A 17,395-nucleotide genomic window follows, 5' to 3' on the forward strand; every position below is an offset into this window, starting at 1 on the left:
CTGCGTACGGCCGGCGGACGAGCCGCCGCTCGGTCGACGACCAGGTCCGCGGGCGGGACGTCGGGGGCGCGATCAGCGGCAGGCCGTCGGGACGCGTGTCCGGCCTCCGCGCTCGACCCGCCCGGTCCTCCGGGCGCTGTGCCCGGTCGCCCCGCCCGGTTCCTCCCGGCCGGGTTCCCGGGACTCCCGCGCCTCGCGGACACGGCCGGCCACCCGGTCGGGCGGATCTCACGGGCGCCCTCCTGCCCGGTGGACACCTCCAGGGCGGTGCGAGGACCGTGGGGCTCTCCCGGGTCAGCGGATCGGCCGGTGCGCGTTCTCCCGCCCGGAAGGGCCGGGGGAGGCGTCGGCGATCCAGGGACCGTCGTCCGAGGGATCGATGATGCCCTGCTCCAGCCACTCGTACGTGCCCGAGAGCACGCCCTTGACGACCTTGCGGTCGATGTCGTCGGTGTTGGTCCACAGGCGGCCGAAGAGTTCCTCGACGCGGATGCGGGCCTGGCGGCAGAAGACGTCGGCGAGCTGGTAGGCCTCGCGGCCGTTCTCACCCCGGCCGCGCAGGAGTTCCGCGCGGACGCAGGCGGCGCTCATCGCGAACAGTTCGGCGCCGATGTCGACGATCCGGCCCAGGAAGCCCTGCTTGGTCTCCATCCTCCCCTGCCAGCGGGACATGGCGTAGAAGGTGGAGCGGGCCAGCTTGCGGGAGGTCCGCTCGACGTAGCGCAGGTGACCGGAGAGGTCGATGCCGTGCTTGAACCCGCCGTAGGAGCCGGGGAGCTGTCCGGGGCCCGCCACGAGTTTCGGCAGCCACTTGGCGTAGAAGAGGCCCGCGCCCGCCCCCGCCCTCGCCTTGTCGCCGAGGGACTTCTCGGGGTCGATCAGGTCGCCGGCGACCGAGAGGTGGGCGTCGACGGCCTCGCGCGCGATCAGCAGGTGCATGATCTCCGTGGAGCCCTCGAAGATGCGGTTGATGCGCAGGTCGCGCAGCATCTGCTCGGCCGGGACCGCCCGCTCGCCGCGCGCCCGCAGGGACTCGGCGGTCTCGAAGCCGCGTCCGCCGCGGATCTGGACCAGTTCGTCGGCCATCAGCCAGGCCATCTCCGAGCCGTACAGCTTGGCGAGGGCGGCCTCGATGCGGATGTCGTTGCGGTCCTCGTCGGCCATCTGCGAGGAGAGGTCGACCACGGCCTCCAGGGCGAAGGTGGTCGCCGCGATGAACGCGATCTTGGAGCCGACAGCCTCGTGCAGCGCCACCGGCTTGCCCCACTGCTCCCGGGCCGCCGACCACTCGCGGGCGATCTTCAGGCACCACTTCCCGGAGCCGACGCACATCGCGGGCAGGGACAGCCGGCCGGTGTTGAGCGTGGTCAGGGCGATCTTCAGGCCCTGACCCTCCTCGCCGATGCGGTGGGCGGCGGGGACGCGGACCCGGTGGAAGCGGGTGACGCCGTTCTCCAGTCCGCGCAGGCCCATGAAGGCGTTGCGGTTCTCCACGGTGACGCCCTCGGAGGCCGCCTCGACCACGAACGCGGTGATGCCGCCCCGGTGGCCCTCGGACTTCGGTACGCGTGCCATGACCACGAGGAGGTCGGCGACCACGCCGTTGGTGGTCCACAGCTTCACGCCGTCCAGGACGTACTCGTCGCCCTCGGGGACGGCGGTGGTGGCCAGGCGCGCCGGGTCCGAGCCGACGTCCGGCTCGGTGAGCAGGAAGGCCGAGATGTCGGTGCGGGCGCAGCGCGGCAGGAACGTCTCCTTCTGCTCCCGCGTGCCGAAGATCTTCAGCGGCTGCGGTACGCCGATCGACTGGTGCGCGGAGAGCAGCGCGCCGATCGCCGGGCTGGCGGAGCCGACCAGGGCGAGGGCCTTGTTGTAGTAGACCTGGGTGAGGCCGAGGCCGCCGTACTTGGTGTCGATCTTCATGCCGAAGGCGCCGAGCTCCTTGAGCCCGGTGATCACGTCGTCGGGGATCAGGGCGTCGCGCTCGATCCGGGCGCCGTCGATCTTCGTCTCGCAGAAGTCACGGAGCTTGGCGAGGAACTCCTCGCCGCGCTGGACGTGCTCGTCGGCGGGCAGGGGGTGGGGGTGGATCAGGTCGAGCCGGAAGCGGCCGAGGAACAGTTCCTTGGCGAAGCTGGGCTTGCGCCAGTCCTGTTCCCGGGCGGCCTCCGCCACCTGGCGGGCCTCACGTTCGGTGACGGTGGGTCGGGACGGGGACGGGGGTGACTCGGGTGTTGCGGACATGAGGCTCACCTCGCCGCGAAGGGGACGGTGTCATTACATTACTGACAGGTGCTACCCGATCGTATGTACCCGATTCGTAGCCACCCCGCCACCCTTCGTGCGGCCGTACGGCCGATCCGCCCGTCCTCGGAGGGCGGGCGGGATGAGGGACAATTCCTCCGGCGCCCCCTTCGGTCCGAACCGGCTTCGGAGAAACGGTCCGACCCAGCTCCGGAGAAAGCTGTCGAAGCGCTTCGACAGCCTATGGACACCCGTCATCCTGTGAGGCTACTGTCGGATCACCCTCACCCACCCCCTGTACATCGCGCGCACTGTCGAAGCGCTTCACAAGCTTGGAGACTGGATGGTCACCCTCGCCGAGGTCGCCCAGCACGCCGGAGTCTCCGCGAGCACGGTGAGCTATGTCCTCAGCGGCAAGCGGTCCATCTCCGTGAACACCCGGCAGCGGGTCGAGCGGAGCATCCGCGAACTCGGGTACCACCCGAACGCCGGGGCCCGTGCCCTGGCCAGCAGCAGGTCCAACATCATCGCGCTGATGATCCCGCTGCGCACGGACATGTACGTGCCGGTGATGATGGAGATCGCCATCGCGGTGGCCACCACGGCCCGCACCCACGGGTACGACGTGCTGCTGCTCACCGGTGAGGAGGGCCCGGACGCGGTGCGCCGGGTCGCGGGCAGCGGACTCGCCGACGGCATGATCCTGATGGACGTCGAACTCGACGACGAGCGCCTGCCGCTGCTGCGGGAGACCGACCGGCCGGCGGTGCTGATCGGTCTCCCCGCCGACACCACCGGCCTGACCTGCGTCGACCTCGACTTCAAGGCCACCGGCGCGCTGTGCGTGGAGCATCTCGCCAAGCGGGGGCACCACGACATCGCCGTCATCGGCGAGGCGCCGGCGGTCTACGAACGGCACACCGGCTTCGCCGAGCGCACCCTGGACGGACTGCGCGGCCGGGCGCGGGAACTGGGACTGCGGCTGCTGCACCGGCCCTGTGAGGGCGGGTACGACGCGATGGCCGTGACGCTCGCCCGGATCCTCGACGAACGCCCCGGCACCACGGGCTTCGTCGTGCAGAACGAGGCGGCGGTGGAACCGCTGCTCGCCCTGCTGCGGCAGCAGGGCCGGGCCGTGCCCGAGGACGTCTCGGTGGTCGCGATCTGCCCGGAGCAGGTCGCCGTGCAGGCCTCGGTGCGGCTGACGTCGGTCGCCGTCCCCGCGCAGGAGATGGGCCGGCTCGCCGTGGAACAACTGGTCGCCAAGCTCGACGGGCGGGGCGGCGACGAGGTCGTGCTGATCGCGCCCGAACTGACCGTCCGCGCCAGCTCGGGCCCGGCACCCGCCCAGTGACTCACCCGCCCGCTGTCACTCGCGGCGCCACAGCGCCGGAACGTTGGGCGGCTCCCAGCCGGCCATCGAGGTGTGCGCCTGCAGACAGCGGTACCCGGCGCCCCCGTAGGTGGCCCGGTCGCCCGCCGCGTACGAGCGGCCGGGAGCCCAGCTTCCGCCCGGCGGGTCGGTGGGCGGGTCCGTCGGCGGATCCGTCGGGCCGCCCTCGACGTCGAGCACGAAGTCGAAGGTGGCTTCCTTGCCGCCGCCGACGTTGCGGACGTTCATCAGCAGCGCCGGGTCGTAGATCGTGTCCGTGTTGTTGCGGGGCTCGCCCGGGAAGTAGAGCTGGGTGGTCAGGACGGGCTCGCCGGGCGCCTGGGCCTTGACGTGGATGTGCCGGGTGCGCCCCGGATAGAGACCGGGCACGATCGTCCGCAGGCTGAAGGCGCCGGAGGCGTCGGTGAACTGGTGCCCGCGGAAGGTGTATCCGGCGTTGTCGTAGGCGCCCGCGTTGTCGGCCTGCCAGAAGTCCAGCAGGACCCCGCTCAGCGGGACGCAGTCGCGGCCGAAGACGTAACCGCTGACGGTGAGCGGGGTGCCCGGGGTGCCCGGTGTCACGAGGTTGCTCCGCAGCGGGGAGTTCGGCTTGAAGTAGGGACCCTCCATCTGGGGGATCGTGGGATCGTCGCCGTCGTCGCAGAACGGTGTCGGTGTGAGGTCCCGTCCCTGGGTGCCGGCGTCCCTGGCGAGCGCCACCGTGCCCGTCGCGAGCAACGGGACGGCGGCACCGGCGGCGACGGCCGCCCTGAGCAGGTTCCTGCGGCTGATCGGGCGGTCGGCGCCGGTACCGGGTTCATCGGGGGCGGATGGTGTCATGGCGGATTCCTCGGTCTCCTCGGTGGGGGCGGAAGGACGGGGCGTGCCTGACCCGGAGCGCGCCCGCGAACGCGGGGCGGGCGAACTGTGTCTCGCGGACGCGCTCCACTGTGATCGCCGAAAACGTAGTCGCGCCGGTCACCGCGCCGGAACTCCCGCTCCGGCCCCTGCACGGCGTTATGGCGGCCGGGCGTCGCCCGGAGACACGAGGCCGCCCGCACCGGTGCACCGGTGCGGGCGGCACGAGGACCGTGTGACTAGCCGCCCGACACCGTCAGGTTGTCGGTGCGGAAGTCCAGTCCGCCGGGCGACGAGGTGATCTCGTAGCCGAACTGCACGTCACCGATGGTCTCGTTGCCCATCCAGCCCTTGGTGTCCTTGATCCACTTGAGGATCGGGAGGATGTTCACGGTGCCGGAGTTCGAGTCCGAGGTGCGCAGGAACGAGAAGACCTCGTTGGCGCCGTTGTTCCCCTTGTGGACGTTCCAGGTGTGGCCGCCGAGACTCACGGTGCCCTGCGAGCTGCCCAGCGGGCCCACGGCGCCGTTGTGGTTGACCCAGAGCATGATCTCGTAGTCGTAGTCCGTGTCCCAGATGTCGTACGAGGTGTTGTACGCGCCCGAGGACGGGACGGTGACGCTGTAGCTGCTGGTGAGCGAAGTGAGGGAGGTGATCGACTTGTTGATCACCTTCTTGGCGTTCGGGTAGGACTTGATGCCGCCGGTGCCCGGGTGGTCGGCCCACACGCCCCAGTTGGTGCCGGAGTTGGCCCAGACGCACTGGGCGCCGGCGCCGGAACCCCAGATGTTGTTGTAGAGCGTGTAGCCGTTGAGATCGGTGTTGCCCCACTGGTCGCAGGAGCTCCAGACGGCGGCGTGCGCGGGGGCGGAGGCGAGCCCGACCGTCGCGCCGAGCGCGAGGACGGGCGCCAGCAGGACCTTGGTGATCCTGCTCGAGGTGCTTGTTGCCATGGCTTTCCTTCCATGGGTGGGGGGAATCGCGGGGGGATCACCGCGTCTTCGGGGTGAGGACGCGGTCTTCTCCGGCGACGAGGTCGAGCGGTTCGACGCCGGCGGAAGTCCACAGGTCGATGCGGTGGGTACGGGTCGGCCGGACGACGGCGGTGACGGCGTCCGGGGACCAGGTGAGGTCGAGTTCGGCACCGAAGCGGGTGCGGATGCCGCGCAGTTCGCCGCTCGGGTACGCCGGGAGGGGCGCCGGCAGCAGGACCAGCCGGTCGGGGGTGGACTGCACGAGCGCCTCGATCAGCACGGCGGGCAGGGTGTGGGCGGCGTCGGCGTTGTAGACGTGGCGGTGCGGGTAGTGCGCGCTCATCAGGGAGGCGTGGAAGAAGTCGCCGTCGAGAACCTGGCCGAGCGCGTGGGCGACCCGCTCGCCGTCCCGGAGGCGGGCCGCGATCAGCGCGTGGTGCAGATGACCGTGCGCGGAGTCGTTCTCGGCGCCCCGCAGTTCCAGGGCGCGGTGGGCCGCGGCGGCCAGGTCGGGGGTGTCGTAGGGGGTGATCTCGTCCAGTGGCCAGACGCCGTAGAGGTGGCTGAGGTGGCGGTGGTCGTAGGAGTCCTCCAGGCCGGGCCACGCCCATTCGGCGAGCGCTCCGTCGGCGTTGATCCGGTGTGGGGGCAGCCGGTCGGCGAGCGCGCGCCAGCGGTCGGCGTGCTCCGGGTGGTACGCGGCGGCGGTCAGCAGGGCGTGGCGGGCGGCGGAGAGGTCCATGGCCGCGTTGACGGTGCCCCAGCCGGCGTTGGCGGGCCGGTTCTCCGGCGAGTAGGAGGGGACGACGACCAGTTGTCCCTCGCTGTCGGTGCGGGTGAGGAAGTCCTCGTAGAACAGGGCGACTTCGGCGAGCACGGCGGCGGTGTGCGGATCGCGTTCGCCGCGGGTGTCGTCGTGGTCGACGAGGGGCTTGAGCAGCCAGTCGGCGCCGGCGGTCCACAGGTGCAGCGGGTACTCGCGGCTGAAGTGGTACGAGTGCCCCGACTCGCCGTCGCTGTGGGCGGGCGCGACGACGCCCCGGGCGCCGAAGACCGCGCGGGCGTTGTCCCGCCAGTCGGGCAGCTGCCGCCGGATCAGGGCGGCCAGTGCCCCGGTGACCTCGGGGAGGGCCGCCGCGGCGGCGGAGGCGGTCTGGAGGTTGAGGTTGGCGTCGTTGGTGAAGGCGCCGGACCAGGCGGTGTCCCAGTCGCCGGTCCACAGTCCGGTGAGGCGGGGCGGGAACAGGCCGCTGGAGGACAGCAGGTGGTAGCGGCCGGCCGCGAAGAGCCGTTCGAGCAGGGCGGCGCCGCGCGGCCGGGTGAGCAACTCGGAGCCCGGCAGGGAGCGTTCGTCCGGGTCGGCGGCCAGGTCCAGGGTGACGCGTTCGTAGGCGGTGCGGTGCAGGGGGAGGTGGCGGGCGAGGAGGTCGTCGTACGGGGTCCCGGGGACGTCGTCGAGCAGATCGCGCAGGGCGCGGCCCTCGGCGACCACGTCGAGTTCCCCGGTGTGCCGCCGCACCCGGGTGAGCAGCAGTACCGACCGCGCGCCCTCGATGCGCAGGCCCGGCGGGGCGAGCGCCGTCCGGCCGCCGGTGACGGCGACCAGGGTGACGCCGGTGCAGGCGAGGTCGCTGCCCGGGTAGCGGGCGCGCAGGCTGAGCAGGGCGCCCTCGGGGGTGAGGACGGCGCCGTGGCCGACGCCCAGGCCGGTGGGGGCGTTCGGGAGCCGGTGGTCCAGACAGACGTCGAGGGTGAGTCCGGGGCCGGTGACGTGCTGGACGATCACGTCGTCGGCGCGGGAGACGAAGACCCGGCTGGTCCGGCCGGCGCGGGTCGCCTCGGCGACGCCGGTGGCGAAGTCGACCGTACGGCGGTATCCGTCCTGGTCCTGGTGGCCGTCCGGGCGGCGCAGGCGGACCTGGAAGGCGGGGTGGAAGGGCTGCACCCATTGGAGCGACCGGCCGTCGGTGAAGCCCTCGGCGGCGGTCGGGTCGCCGGCGAGCAGCCGGTCCTGGAGGCCGGACAGTCCGTCGGCGAGCCGGGGCGGCAGCCGGTTCCGGTCGGCGTCCTCGCCCGGACGGACGAGGGTGTGATGGGTGACGACGGTCCGGTCGTCGTCCGGATCGCCGAACACGAGGGCGCCGTGGTGGCCGTTGCCGCTCAGGAAGGCGTCCTCCCAGCGGGCGGCCGGGCGCGGCTCCCAGGTTCCGTGGACGGGCGTGGCGCTCATGGCTTCAGCACCGCCACGCCGTAGCGGCCGAGGGTGATCCGGTCGGTCACGGTGTTCTCCGTCAGCAGGTCGTGGTGGGTTCCCGGGACGTCCACGGTGACCGGCTCGCGGTCGTGGTTGAGCAGGAACAGCAGCTCACCGCGGCGGACCGCCTCGACTCCGTCCGGGAGCCCGTCGAGCACCGGCCGGACGCCCGCGCCGGTGGCGACGCGGGTCAGCAGCGCCCGCAGCTCCTCCGGTCCGGGGAGCGTCGAGACGTACCAGGCGCGGCCCTTGCGCAGCACGGCGGGCAGTCCGTCGAGTTCTCCGCCCTTGTAGCGGACGGTCTCGTCGGCGGTGCCGTCGGGCTCCAGTTCCTCGGACCACAGGGTGCCGCGCAGGCCGCCCTCGCAGTCGGCGGTCTCCCCCGCGTCCAGTGGCCACCACTCGTGCAGGGTGCGGATGCCGAACAGCTCGCGCAGCCGGGCGTCCATGGCACCGGGCCGGACCCGGTCGTCCTGGTCGGCGACGCCGGTCAGGAAGCCGCAGACGAGGGTGCCGCCGCCGCGTACGTAGGCGAGCAGGTTGTCGACGGCCGTGTCGGTGAGGAGGTAGAGCTGCGGGACGACGACGAGCCGGTAGCCGGTCAGGTCGTGTTCGGGGTGGGCGAAGTCGGTGGTCAGGTGGGCCCCCCAGAGGGCGCGGTGCCAGGCGCTCAGGACCTGCGGGTAGTCGACCTCGTGGGAGGGCCGGGCCTCCTGGTCCCCGGCCCACCAGGAGTGCCAGTCGTGCAGCACGGCGACGTCGGCGGTGATCCCGCCGCCGGCGGTGTGCGGGGCGATCCGGGCGAGGTCCGCGCCGAGCTGCTTGACCTCCTGGTACGTACGTCCCCGCTCGCCCGCGTGGCCGACCATTCCGGAGTGGAACTTCTCGGCGCCCTGCCGGGACTGGCGCCACTGGAAGTAGCAGACGGCGTCGGCGCCGCGCGCCACGGCCTGGAGGGACCACAGCCGGTTGAGGCCGCGCGGCCTGGGGTGGTTCACCCGGCGCCAGTTGACCGGTCCGGCCGCCTGCTCCATCAGCATCCAGGGCCCGCGGGCCTGGGAGCGGGTCATGTCCTGGACCAGGGCGCCGCTCTGGGCGCCGAGGGGGTCGCGCGGGTCGGGGTAGAGGTCGACGGAGACGACGTCCTCCTCCTCGGCCCAGCGCCAGGCGTCCTGGCCGGCCCACAGCGGCATGAAGTTGGTGGTGACCGGGAGGTGCGGGGTGTGCCGGCGGACGATGTCGCGTTCGGCGGTGTAACACTCCAGGAGCATGTCGGACGTGAAGCGCTTGAAGTCCAGCACCTGGGTGGGGTTCTTCAGGTAGTGCGCGTGGCGGGGCGGCAGCACCTCGGCCCAGTCGCCGTAGCCCTGGCTCCAGAAGGCGGTGCCCCAGGCGGTGTTGAGGGCGTCGAGGGAGCCGTAGCGGTGACGCAGCCAGACCCGGAAGCGGGCGGCGGCCTCGTCGCCCCAGTCGTAGGTGCAGTACTCGTTGTTGACGTGCCACAGGGTGAGGGCGGGGTGGGTGCCGTAGCGGGCGGCCAGGTCCTCGGTGATGGCGGCGGCGTACCGGCGGTAGGTGGCGCTGGAGTGCGAGAAGTGCTGGCGTCCGCCCCACCACTCGGTCCGGCCCTCCGCGTCACGGGGCAGGGTGTCCGGGTGGAGGTGCCCCATCCAGGGCGGCGGGGAGGCGGTCGGGGTGGCGAGGACGACACCGACGCCGTTGTCGTGCATCAGGTCCATCAGCCGGTCCAGCCAGTCGAAGTCCCGCTCTCCGGGGCGGGGTTCGAGCTTCGACCAGGAGAAGACGCCGAGGGTGACGGAGTTGACGCCGGCCTCCTTCATGAGGCGGACGTCCTCGTGCCAGACCTCCTCGGGCCACTGCTCGGGGTTGTAGTCGCCGCCGTAGAGGAGGCGGCCGCGGGTGGCGTCGCTCAGGTTCGGCATCAGACGGGCTCCCCGTACTGGATGCCGCGTCCGTTGGTGGCGAGGTAGACCCGGCCGTACGCGCGCGGGTCGCCGGTGATCGTCTCGCCGGTCCAGCCCCACTGGTGGTCGTCGTCGTTGATCCGCACCCAGGTCCTCGCCCCGTCGTCGGAGCGGTACACGGCGGTGATCTCCTCGGTGGAGCCGACCTGGTAGATCGCCGGGTAGCCGGCGCCGTCGGCGGCCTTGCCGAAGCCGAGGGTGTAGGAGGCCCGGCAGCTGTCGACCTTGGTGAAGGTCGCGCCGCCGTCGGTGGACCGGTACAGCCCGTTCCCCTTGGTGCTCAGCCACAGGTCACCGGTGCGGCCGGGCGCCGCGACCAGCTTGAACTGGCTGTCGCCGGACGGCAGTCCGTCCGCCTGCGCGGTGAAGGTACGCCCGCCGTCGGTGCTGGCGAAGAGCGTGCCCGTGTCGGTGTCGTACGCGTAGAAGCGCGTCGGGTCGACGGGGTCGGCGACCGGGACGGCGCCCTTGGGGAAGGTGGGGACCTCGGTCCAGGTGGCGCCGTTGTCCGCGGAGCGGTGGGCCGGGTGCTTGGTGCCGTCCCAGTGCACGAAGGACCACAGCAGCACGCCGCCGTCGGCGTCGCTGGCGATCGGCCCCGGTGCGTCCTTGGCGATCGCGGGCTGGGCCGCGAAGGGCGCCCAGGTCCGCCCGCCGTCCTCGGAGTACGCTCCGTTGCCGTGGTCGCCCCAGCCGGTCCGCACGACGTACCGCGGTCTGCGCGCCGCCTGCGCCAGACCGGTCGCCGTCCCGAACACGGGGTTCGTCGCCATGCCGCCCGCCGGGGAGGCGGTGAGTCTCTCGTGGTACATCACGCCGATGTCCCCGAGGCCGCTGATCAGGTGCGCCTTCCCGGCCGGGGGCGAGATCAGCTGGCGGACGGACGTCTCCTCCAGGCCGCGGATCTGCGGGGCCCAGTGCTTCAGGTCGCGGGTGGCGTAGAGGGTGGCGCCCGTGCCGTACACGACGTGCCGCGCATCGTACGGGTCGAGGGCGAGCGCCTGGATCCACCAGCCGAACTTGGGTTCGTCCTCGCCCCACTTCAGGTAGGGCGTCTCGGACACGTCGAGGACGGCGGTGTCCTTCAGCGAGCGCCAGCTGCGGCCGCCGTCGGTGGACCGGTACAGGGTGTCGACCGCCGCCCAGCGGTTGTTGGTGGAGACGACGACGGTGCCGGGGCGGCGGGCGTCGACCGCGACCCCGCCGTAGCCGAAGGTGTCGGCGGAGCCTCCCCCACTGGTGGTCCCGCCGGGCTTCACCGGGGTGACCTCGGTCCACTCGCCACCGGTGGTGCGCAGCTTGTGCACGCTGCCGTCGGACTGGCCGTTGGGACCGGGCGCGTCGGCGTACGTCACGTACAGCTCGCGGGTGTGCCGGTCGTACGCGGCCCGGATCGGTACGCGGGCGGCGGTGCCGGACGGCTGCCCGGGGACCGCCTCCCAGGTGGTGCCGTCGGCCGTGCGGAACAGGTTCGCACCGCCGCCGTCGCCCCAGCCGGCGTAGACGGTGCGTCCGGCGGCGACGAGGAGGGTGACGCCCTGGCCGGTGGCGGACGGGGCGGCCGGGAATCCGCCCACCGGCGTCCAGGTGGCGCCCCGGTCGGTGGACCTGAGCAGCCCGTCGTGCCGGGTGCCGAGCCACAGGGTGTCGCTGTCGCGCGGGTCCACGAGCAGCCGCTCCCCCGCGCCCCGGCCGTCCTCGTTGGCGCCGAGCTTCACGGTGAGGTCGGTGCGCCGCCAGGTGGCGCCGCGGTCGTCCGAGCGCAGGACGGCACCGTTGCTCCCCCACGACTGGGCGTAGGTGCCGCAGGCGAGGTACAGCCGGTCCGGGTGGGCGGGGTCGACCGCCATCGCCTCGACGCCGAGCAGGTTCCAGTCGTCCCACCCGATGTGGTCGAGGAGCGGGATCCAGCGGTCACGCCGGTCGTCCCAGCGGTAGGCGCCCCCGATGTCGGTCCGGGCGTAGGCGAGCCCGCGCACCCGGGGATGGAACAGCACACCGGTGATGAACCCGGTCCCGCCGATGACGACGTTGCGCCAGCGGTAGGCGGGGGCCCCGGCGGCCGACGCCTGGCCGGCGAGGGCGGGAGCACCGGCGACGGCGGCGACGGCCGCCGCTCCGGCGAGAACGGCACGCCGGCTCAAGGAAGACGCGAACATGACAGAACCTCGCCTATGAGGGGGTGAGTGGGGAAACCTGAAGGGGCGCGGGGCCGTGTCCGATGTGCGGCTCCGCCGCGTGGGCGCGACCAGCCACGACGAACCCGCGGCCCGTTGACCGCGCAGCCCCGCAACCAAGGGCGTCAGCCCTTGACGGCCCCCGTGAGCATGCCCTTCTTGAAGTGCTTCTGGACGAACGGCGACAACACGGCCACCGGCAGCAACGCCATCACCATGACGGCCATCTGCACGGCGAGACCGGACAGCTCACCGGTCTTGATCGCCTGGCCGAGCCCGACCGGCGCCTCCTGCTTCTGTACGAGCTGGATCATGACGTTCTGCAGGGGCAGCATGTCCTGGTCGTTGAGGTACAGGGAGGCGTTGAACCAGGCGCTCCAGTACCCGACGGCGTAGAACAGCGTGATCACCGCGACGACCGCGCGGGAGAGCGGCAGCACGATCTGCCACAGGATGCGCAGGTCCCCGGCGCCGTCGATGCGGGCGCTGTCGATCAGCTCCTGCGAGATGCCCATGAAGAAGCCGCGCAGCACCAGGATGTTGAAGACGCTGATCGCGCTGGGCAGGATCAGCGCGAGGTAGCTGTCCGTCAGGCCCAGGGACTGCACCAGCAGGTAGGTGGGGATGAGGCCGGCGCTGAAGAACATCGTGGCCAGCAGCACCATGAGGATCCAGCGGTGGCCGACGGAGCCGCTGCGGGACAGTCCGTAGGCGCACAGCACGGACACCGCCATCGAGAAGAGGGTGCCGACGAGGGTGACGCCGATGCTGACGAGCGTGGCGCGGGTGACCTGGCCGCCGCTGAGCAGTTCCTGGTAGGCGACGAAGGTGATGTCCTTCGGGATCATCACCAGGCCGCCGGCCTCGTCGATGGTCTTCCGTGAGGACAGGCTGGTGACGACGACGATCCACAGCGGGAACAGGATGGCCAGGCAGGCGAGGAGCAGGACCAGCCCCTTGCCGGCGAGTCCGGCCCGGCTGGGCGCCTCCTCCCACACCGGCCGGGGCGGGGCCGCCCACCGGCCGGGCGTGCGTGCGGGTTTGTCGATGACGGCGGTCACTTCTTGTACACCCCCTGCTCGCCCATGAGGTGGGCCACCTTGTTCGCTATCAGGACCAGGCCGAGACTGATGACGCCCTTGACGAGCCCCGCGGCGGCCGCGTAGCCGAAGTCCTGGTTGCGCACACCGTTCCACCACACGAAGGTGTCGAGGACCTCCGAGGCTCCCGGTCCGACGGCGTCACGTTGCAGCAGGATCTGTTCGAAGCCGACCGTCAGGGCGTCGCCGACGCGCAGCACCAGCAGCAGGGCGATCACCGGGCGCAGCGCGGGCAGTGTGACGTGCCACATGCGGCGCCAGCGGTTGGCGCCGTCCATCGCCGCCGCCTCGTACAGGTCGGGGCTGACCGAGGCCAGCGCGGCGAGGAAGACGATGATCCCCCAGCCGGCGTCCTTCCACACGCTCTGCGCGGTGATGAGGAACTTGAAGGTCTCCGGGTCGGTCATCAGGCTGAGCCCGTCGTACCCGTGGTCGCGCAGCACCTGGGAGAGCAGCCCGGCGCCGCCGAACAACTGCTGGAAGACGGCGACGACCAGCACCCACGAGAAGAAGTGCGGCAGGTAGAGGATGGCCTGCGAGATCGCCCGCACCCTCGGCCTGACCACGCTGTTGATGAGCAGCGCGAGCAGGATGGGGATCGGGAAGTACAGCACGAGCTGGAGGAAGAACAGCACCAGCGTGTTCCGGACCGCGTTCCAGAAGGCGGAGTCCTCGAAGATCCGCTGGAAGTTCTCCAGGCCCACCCAGGGGCTGTGCAGGATGGAGACGACCCCGTTGTCACTGATGTAGGGGTCGTACTCCTGGAACGCGACGACGTTGCCGAGGATCGGCACGTAGTTGAAGAGCAGTACCAGCAGGACGGCCGGCAGTGTCATCAGCACCAGGACGCGGTCGCGTCTGAACCTCAGCCGGAGGCTGAGCTTCCCGGCGGGTGGCTTCTTCGTGGCCCCGGTGGCGCCGCCGTGCGCCGCCGGGGGGTTCTCCTTCGCTTCGGCCTCGGTGTCGGTCCGAGGCACCGTGCTGTGGGACACGGCGGTTCTCCTTGCCTCGGTACTCGGTCAGCCGGCCGCCGAGCCGTTCTCGTCGAGGATCTTCTTGTACCAGTCGCGGAGTTCGTCGCCGCCCTTGCTCTTCCAGTCGGAGACGGCCTGCTGCACGTCGCTGATCTTCTTGCGGCCGCGGATGACGTCGTCCTCCAGCTGCTCGAAGTCGTTGGAGAGGTTGGTCCAGCGGGAGGGCTCGGTGATCTGCATGCCGTAGAAGGACGACTTCCTGGTGAAGGCGCCCATCCGCTGCTGCCACTCCACCTGTCCCTTGGCGACCTCGGGGAAGTCGGGGTGGGCGATGGTGGCGGCGGGGCTCGCGACCATCACGTAGGCGTTCATCACGTCGATGTTGCCCTGGTCGGTCTTGGTGGGCACACCGTCCTTGACGGTGTAGTGGGTGCCCTCCACGCCGTAGTTGGTGGCCATGTACTCCTTGGTGCCGTACGGCGCGGCGGTGACGTTGGCGACGGCCAGCACGTCACGGATCACGGCCTCGGATGCCTTCTTGTTGACGAAGGCGAAGATGCCGGCCGGGTTCTGCGCCCACAGCGTGGGGTCGCCGCCGTCATGGCCGAAGAGGTCCATGCCCCAGATCTTGAAGTCGGGGTTCTGGGTGGCCTGTTCGGCGGTGCGGCTCCACCACTGCGACATGTCCTGGTTGTAGATGAGGAACTCGCCGGCGGCGAACTTGGGCCCGGGGTCGCTGGCGTTGCTCTTGCCCAGCTCGGCGTCGGGGTGCACGACGCCGGCGGCGAACAGCTTGCGCGTCCACTCCAGGGCCTCGAGGTACTCCTCGGTCTCGATGCGGTAGACCAGCTTGCCGTCGGTCTCGTTCCAGCCGAGCGACTTCTCGTTGCCGGAGAGCACGCCGAAGGCGTTGAAGGCCGTCCACTTCATGTCCAGGCAGGCCCAGCGCTTGGCCTTGGCGTTGGTGGCGTCCTTGGCCAGCTCCATGAACTCGTCGCACGAGCGGGGGACCTCGTAGCCCTCCTTCTCGAAGATGTCCTGGCGGTAGAGCGGCACGATGCCGGTGACGTACGAGGACGGCATGGGCAGGCCGCGCAGCTTGCCGCCGAAGATGGACCGCTGCCAGGCGTCGGTGGGGATCGCCGCGAGGTTCGGGTAGTCCTTGACGGCGTCGCCGGACAGGTACGGGCCGAGGTCGGCGAACTTGCCGATGATGGCGCTGGGGATCTTGCCCGTCATGTTCCAGCCGGGCACGACCACCACGTCGGGCACCTCGCTGGAGGCGAGGACCGCGCCGAGCTTCTGGTCGTAGGTGTTGCCGTCCTGGTTCTGCCAGACCACGTCGACGCCGATGAGGTCGTTCATCGACGTGTAGTACGCGTTGCCGTCCTTGGGCGGGGAGCCCCAGAACGGCGACATGATGGTGACCTTGCCGCCCTTGCCGAGCTTCTTCGGCACCGACGTCTTCAGGCCCGCCAGGTCGAGCTTGCTGGTGAAGCCGACCGCGGAACCGTTCTTGCTGGGGATGTCGGGCGTGACCACATTGCTCGCCACGTACGCCGGGAGGATCTTCTTGGCGTCCTTGCTCGACGTGGTGCCGTCCCGCGAACCTCCGTCGGACCCGCCGCACGCGGCGAGCAGCGGCATTCCTCCCGCCACCGCTGCGGTGGCGACCGCCGTGGAGGCGAGGAAGCTTCTCCGGCTCGGTCCGGAGGAGCTGGGGGCGGCGTTCGGCGTCATTGCGTCAACCCTTCATGGCGCACCAGGACACCCGGCGGTGGCCGTCGGCTGCGGTGTCTTCAGTGGAACTGGCTGAGCCGAAGCGGTCGTTCGGCGGAAGGTGCGCCGGAAAGGCGGCCTCGCAGTCGAAGCGCTTCGATGTTGCTGCGAGGTTAAGTGAACACCCAGGGGCACACAAGGGTCGCATCGAAGATTCCTCGGATGTATGCGCGATTGCGATGCAGGCACACTGCCCATGGATCATGCACGAGGCGTTCGATCCACATCCTCGGATCACTTGACACCCACCCCCACCCCGAATGAGCATCGAAGCGCTTCGAAAGCGCCTCGTCGCTCCATCCCGAGGGGAACTCACGTGACCGCACAAACGCCGCCTACGCCGCCTTTCCGCGATACGACTCTGTCGTTCGCGAAGCGCATCGACGACCTCCTGTCGCGGCTCACCCTCGACGAGAAGATCGGATTTCTGCACCAGTTCGCGCCGGCCGTCGAGCGCTTGGACGTCGCCGCCTTCCGCACCGGCCAGGAGGCCCTGCACGGTGTCGCCTGGATGGGCCCGGCGACCGTGTTCCCCCAGGCCGTCGGCCTCGGCGCCACCTGGAACCAGGAACTGGTGCGCCGGGTGGGCGAGGCGGTGTCCCGCGAGACCCGCGCGATGCGCACCCGCGACGAGCGCATCGGCCTCAACGTCTGGGCTCCGACCGTCAACCTGCTGCGCCACCCGTTGTGGGGCCGCAACGAGGAGGGCTACTCGGAGGACCCGAAGCTCACCTCGGCGATCGCCACCGCCTACACCCACGGCCTGCGCGGCGACCACCCGGTCTACTGGCGCACGGCCCCCGTCCTGAAGCACTGGCTGGCGCACAACAACGAGACGGAGCGCGACACCACGTCCAGCTCCGTCCGCCCGCGCGTGCTGCACGAGTACGACCTGCGCGCCTTCCGCGACGCCGTCGAGGCGGGCGCGGTGGCGGGCGTGATGCCGGCGTACAACCTGGTCAACGGCCGCCCGAACCACGTCTCGCCGTATCTGCGCGAGCAGTTGCGCGCCTGGACCGAGGAGGACCTGCTGGTCTGCTCGGACGCCGGTGCGCCGTCCAACCTGGTCGACTCCGAGCACTACTTCGACACCCACGAGGAGGCCACCGCGGCGGCCCTGCGGGCCGGGGTCGACAGCTTCACCGACCACGGCACCGACGGCTCGAAGATCGTCGGACGTGTCCGGGGCGCGCTGGAGCGGGGCCTGCTGACGGAGGCCGACATCGACACGGCCGTACGCCGCCAGCTCTCGGTGCGGTTCCGGCTCGGCGAGTTCAACCCGGGCGCGGACCCGTACGCCGGGGAGCAGCCCTTCGACACCCCGGAGCACCGGGCGCTCGCCCGGGAGGCCGCCGAGCAGGCGATCGTCCTGCTGAAGAACGACGGCCCGCTGCCGCTCGCCCCGGACACCCGGATCGCGGTCGTCGGGCTGCTCGCCGACGAGTGCAAGCTCGACTGGTACAGCGGCAGCCTCATCCACCGCTCCACCCCGCTGGAGGGCCTCTACGAGCGCTTCGGCGCCGAGCGCGTGGAGTTCGCCGAGGGCGTGGACCGGGTGCTGCTGAAGACCTCCGCCGGTACGTTCCTGCACGTCCCGCCGGCCCCCGAGGCGCCCGAGACGGCGCGCGGCGCCGAGGGTGCCCTCGACCCGGCGCTGCTCGCGGGCCGCACCGACCTG

The 17,395-nt window shown here is 71.3% G+C and carries 10 protein-coding genes and 1 pseudogene; 2 read left to right on the forward strand and 9 right to left on the reverse strand.

Going from position 1 to position 17,395, the window contains the following annotated elements:
- Positions 1-294 precede the first annotated feature (294 nt).
- Positions 295-2,244 carry an acyl-CoA dehydrogenase family protein gene (locus tag B7767_RS27390; protein ID WP_085574518.1) on the reverse strand — a complete coding sequence of 650 codons (1,950 nt, stop codon included), beginning with the start codon at positions 2,242-2,244 and terminating at the stop codon, positions 295-297.
- Between the two features lie 343 nt (positions 2,245-2,587).
- Here B7767_RS27390 and B7767_RS27395 point away from each other — a divergent pair, with 343 nt between their 5' ends.
- Complete coding sequence (locus B7767_RS27395; RefSeq protein WP_085574519.1) at positions 2,588-3,598, forward strand: LacI family DNA-binding transcriptional regulator; 1,011 nt, start codon at positions 2,588-2,590, stop codon at positions 3,596-3,598.
- A 15-nt stretch (positions 3,599-3,613) separates the two neighbouring features.
- Here the strand turns inward: B7767_RS27395 and B7767_RS27400 are convergent, their stop codons facing one another.
- The 8 genes from B7767_RS27400 to B7767_RS27435 all read right to left on the reverse strand — a co-directional run bounded on the left by B7767_RS27400 (position 3,614) and on the right by B7767_RS27435 (position 15,678).
- Positions 3,614-4,456 (reverse strand): carbohydrate-binding protein, encoded by an 843-nt coding sequence (locus B7767_RS27400; RefSeq protein WP_085574520.1) that lies wholly within the window; start codon positions 4,454-4,456, stop codon positions 3,614-3,616.
- A gap of 257 nt (positions 4,457-4,713) precedes the next feature.
- Entirely contained in the window at positions 4,714-5,427 is a 714-nt protein-coding gene (locus tag B7767_RS27405) for a hypothetical protein (protein ID WP_085574521.1), read from the reverse strand.
- 37 nt (positions 5,428-5,464) lie between these two features.
- Entirely contained in the window at positions 5,465-7,678 is a 2,214-nt protein-coding gene (locus B7767_RS27410; protein WP_085574522.1) for a glycoside hydrolase N-terminal domain-containing protein, read from the reverse strand.
- Complete coding sequence (locus B7767_RS27415) at positions 7,675-9,645, reverse strand: beta-galactosidase (protein ID WP_085574523.1); 1,971 nt, start codon at positions 9,643-9,645, stop codon at positions 7,675-7,677. The genes B7767_RS27410 and B7767_RS27415 overlap by 4 nt, the downstream gene beginning before the upstream one ends.
- The gene (locus B7767_RS27420) at positions 9,645-11,846 is read right to left on the reverse strand and encodes a sialidase family protein (RefSeq protein ID WP_085574524.1); all 2,202 of its coding nucleotides are present in this window, start codon (positions 11,844-11,846) and stop codon (positions 9,645-9,647) included. Before B7767_RS27420 ends, B7767_RS27415 begins: the two co-directional genes overlap by 1 nt.
- A 143-nt stretch (positions 11,847-11,989) precedes the next feature.
- Complete coding sequence (locus B7767_RS27425; RefSeq protein ID WP_030865974.1) at positions 11,990-12,925, reverse strand: carbohydrate ABC transporter permease; 936 nt, start codon at positions 12,923-12,925, stop codon at positions 11,990-11,992.
- Positions 12,922-13,956, reverse strand: coding sequence for a sugar ABC transporter permease (locus B7767_RS27430; protein WP_085574525.1), 1,035 nt, complete (start codon positions 13,954-13,956; stop codon positions 12,922-12,924). Before B7767_RS27430 ends, B7767_RS27425 begins: the two co-directional genes overlap by 4 nt.
- Before the next feature lie 27 nt (positions 13,957-13,983).
- Complete coding sequence (locus tag B7767_RS27435; protein ID WP_085574526.1) at positions 13,984-15,678, reverse strand: extracellular solute-binding protein; 1,695 nt, start codon at positions 15,676-15,678, stop codon at positions 13,984-13,986.
- 355 nt (positions 15,679-16,033) lie between these two features.
- Here B7767_RS27435 and B7767_RS27440 point away from each other — a divergent pair.
- Positions 16,034-17,395: pseudogene (locus tag B7767_RS27440) on the forward strand (glycoside hydrolase family 3 protein); the annotation flags it as partial.

It is taken from the genome of Streptomyces sp. 13-12-16 (genome assembly GCF_002114215.1).
Lineage (GTDB): Bacteria > Actinomycetota > Actinomycetes > Streptomycetales > Streptomycetaceae > Streptomyces.

Excerpts from the sequence above, each read along its gene's own strand:
- B7767_RS27415 (WP_085574523.1), bottom strand. The coding sequence starts at position 9,645 with ATGCCGAACCTGAGCGACGCCACCCGCGGCCGCCTCCTCTACGGCGGC.
- B7767_RS27395 (WP_085574519.1), top strand. The coding sequence starts at position 2,588 with ATGGTCACCCTCGCCGAGGTCGCCCAGCACGCCGGAGTCTCCGCGAGC.
- B7767_RS27400 (WP_085574520.1), bottom strand. The coding sequence starts at position 4,456 with ATGACACCATCCGCCCCCGATGAACCCGGTACCGGCGCCGACCGCCCG.
- B7767_RS27410 (WP_085574522.1), bottom strand. The coding sequence starts at position 7,678 with ATGAGCGCCACGCCCGTCCACGGAACCTGGGAGCCGCGCCCGGCCGCC.
- B7767_RS27405 (WP_085574521.1), bottom strand. The coding sequence starts at position 5,427 with ATGGCAACAAGCACCTCGAGCAGGATCACCAAGGTCCTGCTGGCGCCC.
- B7767_RS27390 (WP_085574518.1), bottom strand. The coding sequence starts at position 2,244 with ATGTCCGCAACACCCGAGTCACCCCCGTCCCCGTCCCGACCCACCGTC.
- B7767_RS27435 (WP_085574526.1), bottom strand. The coding sequence starts at position 15,678 with ATGACGCCGAACGCCGCCCCCAGCTCCTCCGGACCGAGCCGGAGAAGC.
- B7767_RS27420 (WP_085574524.1), bottom strand. The coding sequence starts at position 11,846 with ATGTTCGCGTCTTCCTTGAGCCGGCGTGCCGTTCTCGCCGGAGCGGCG.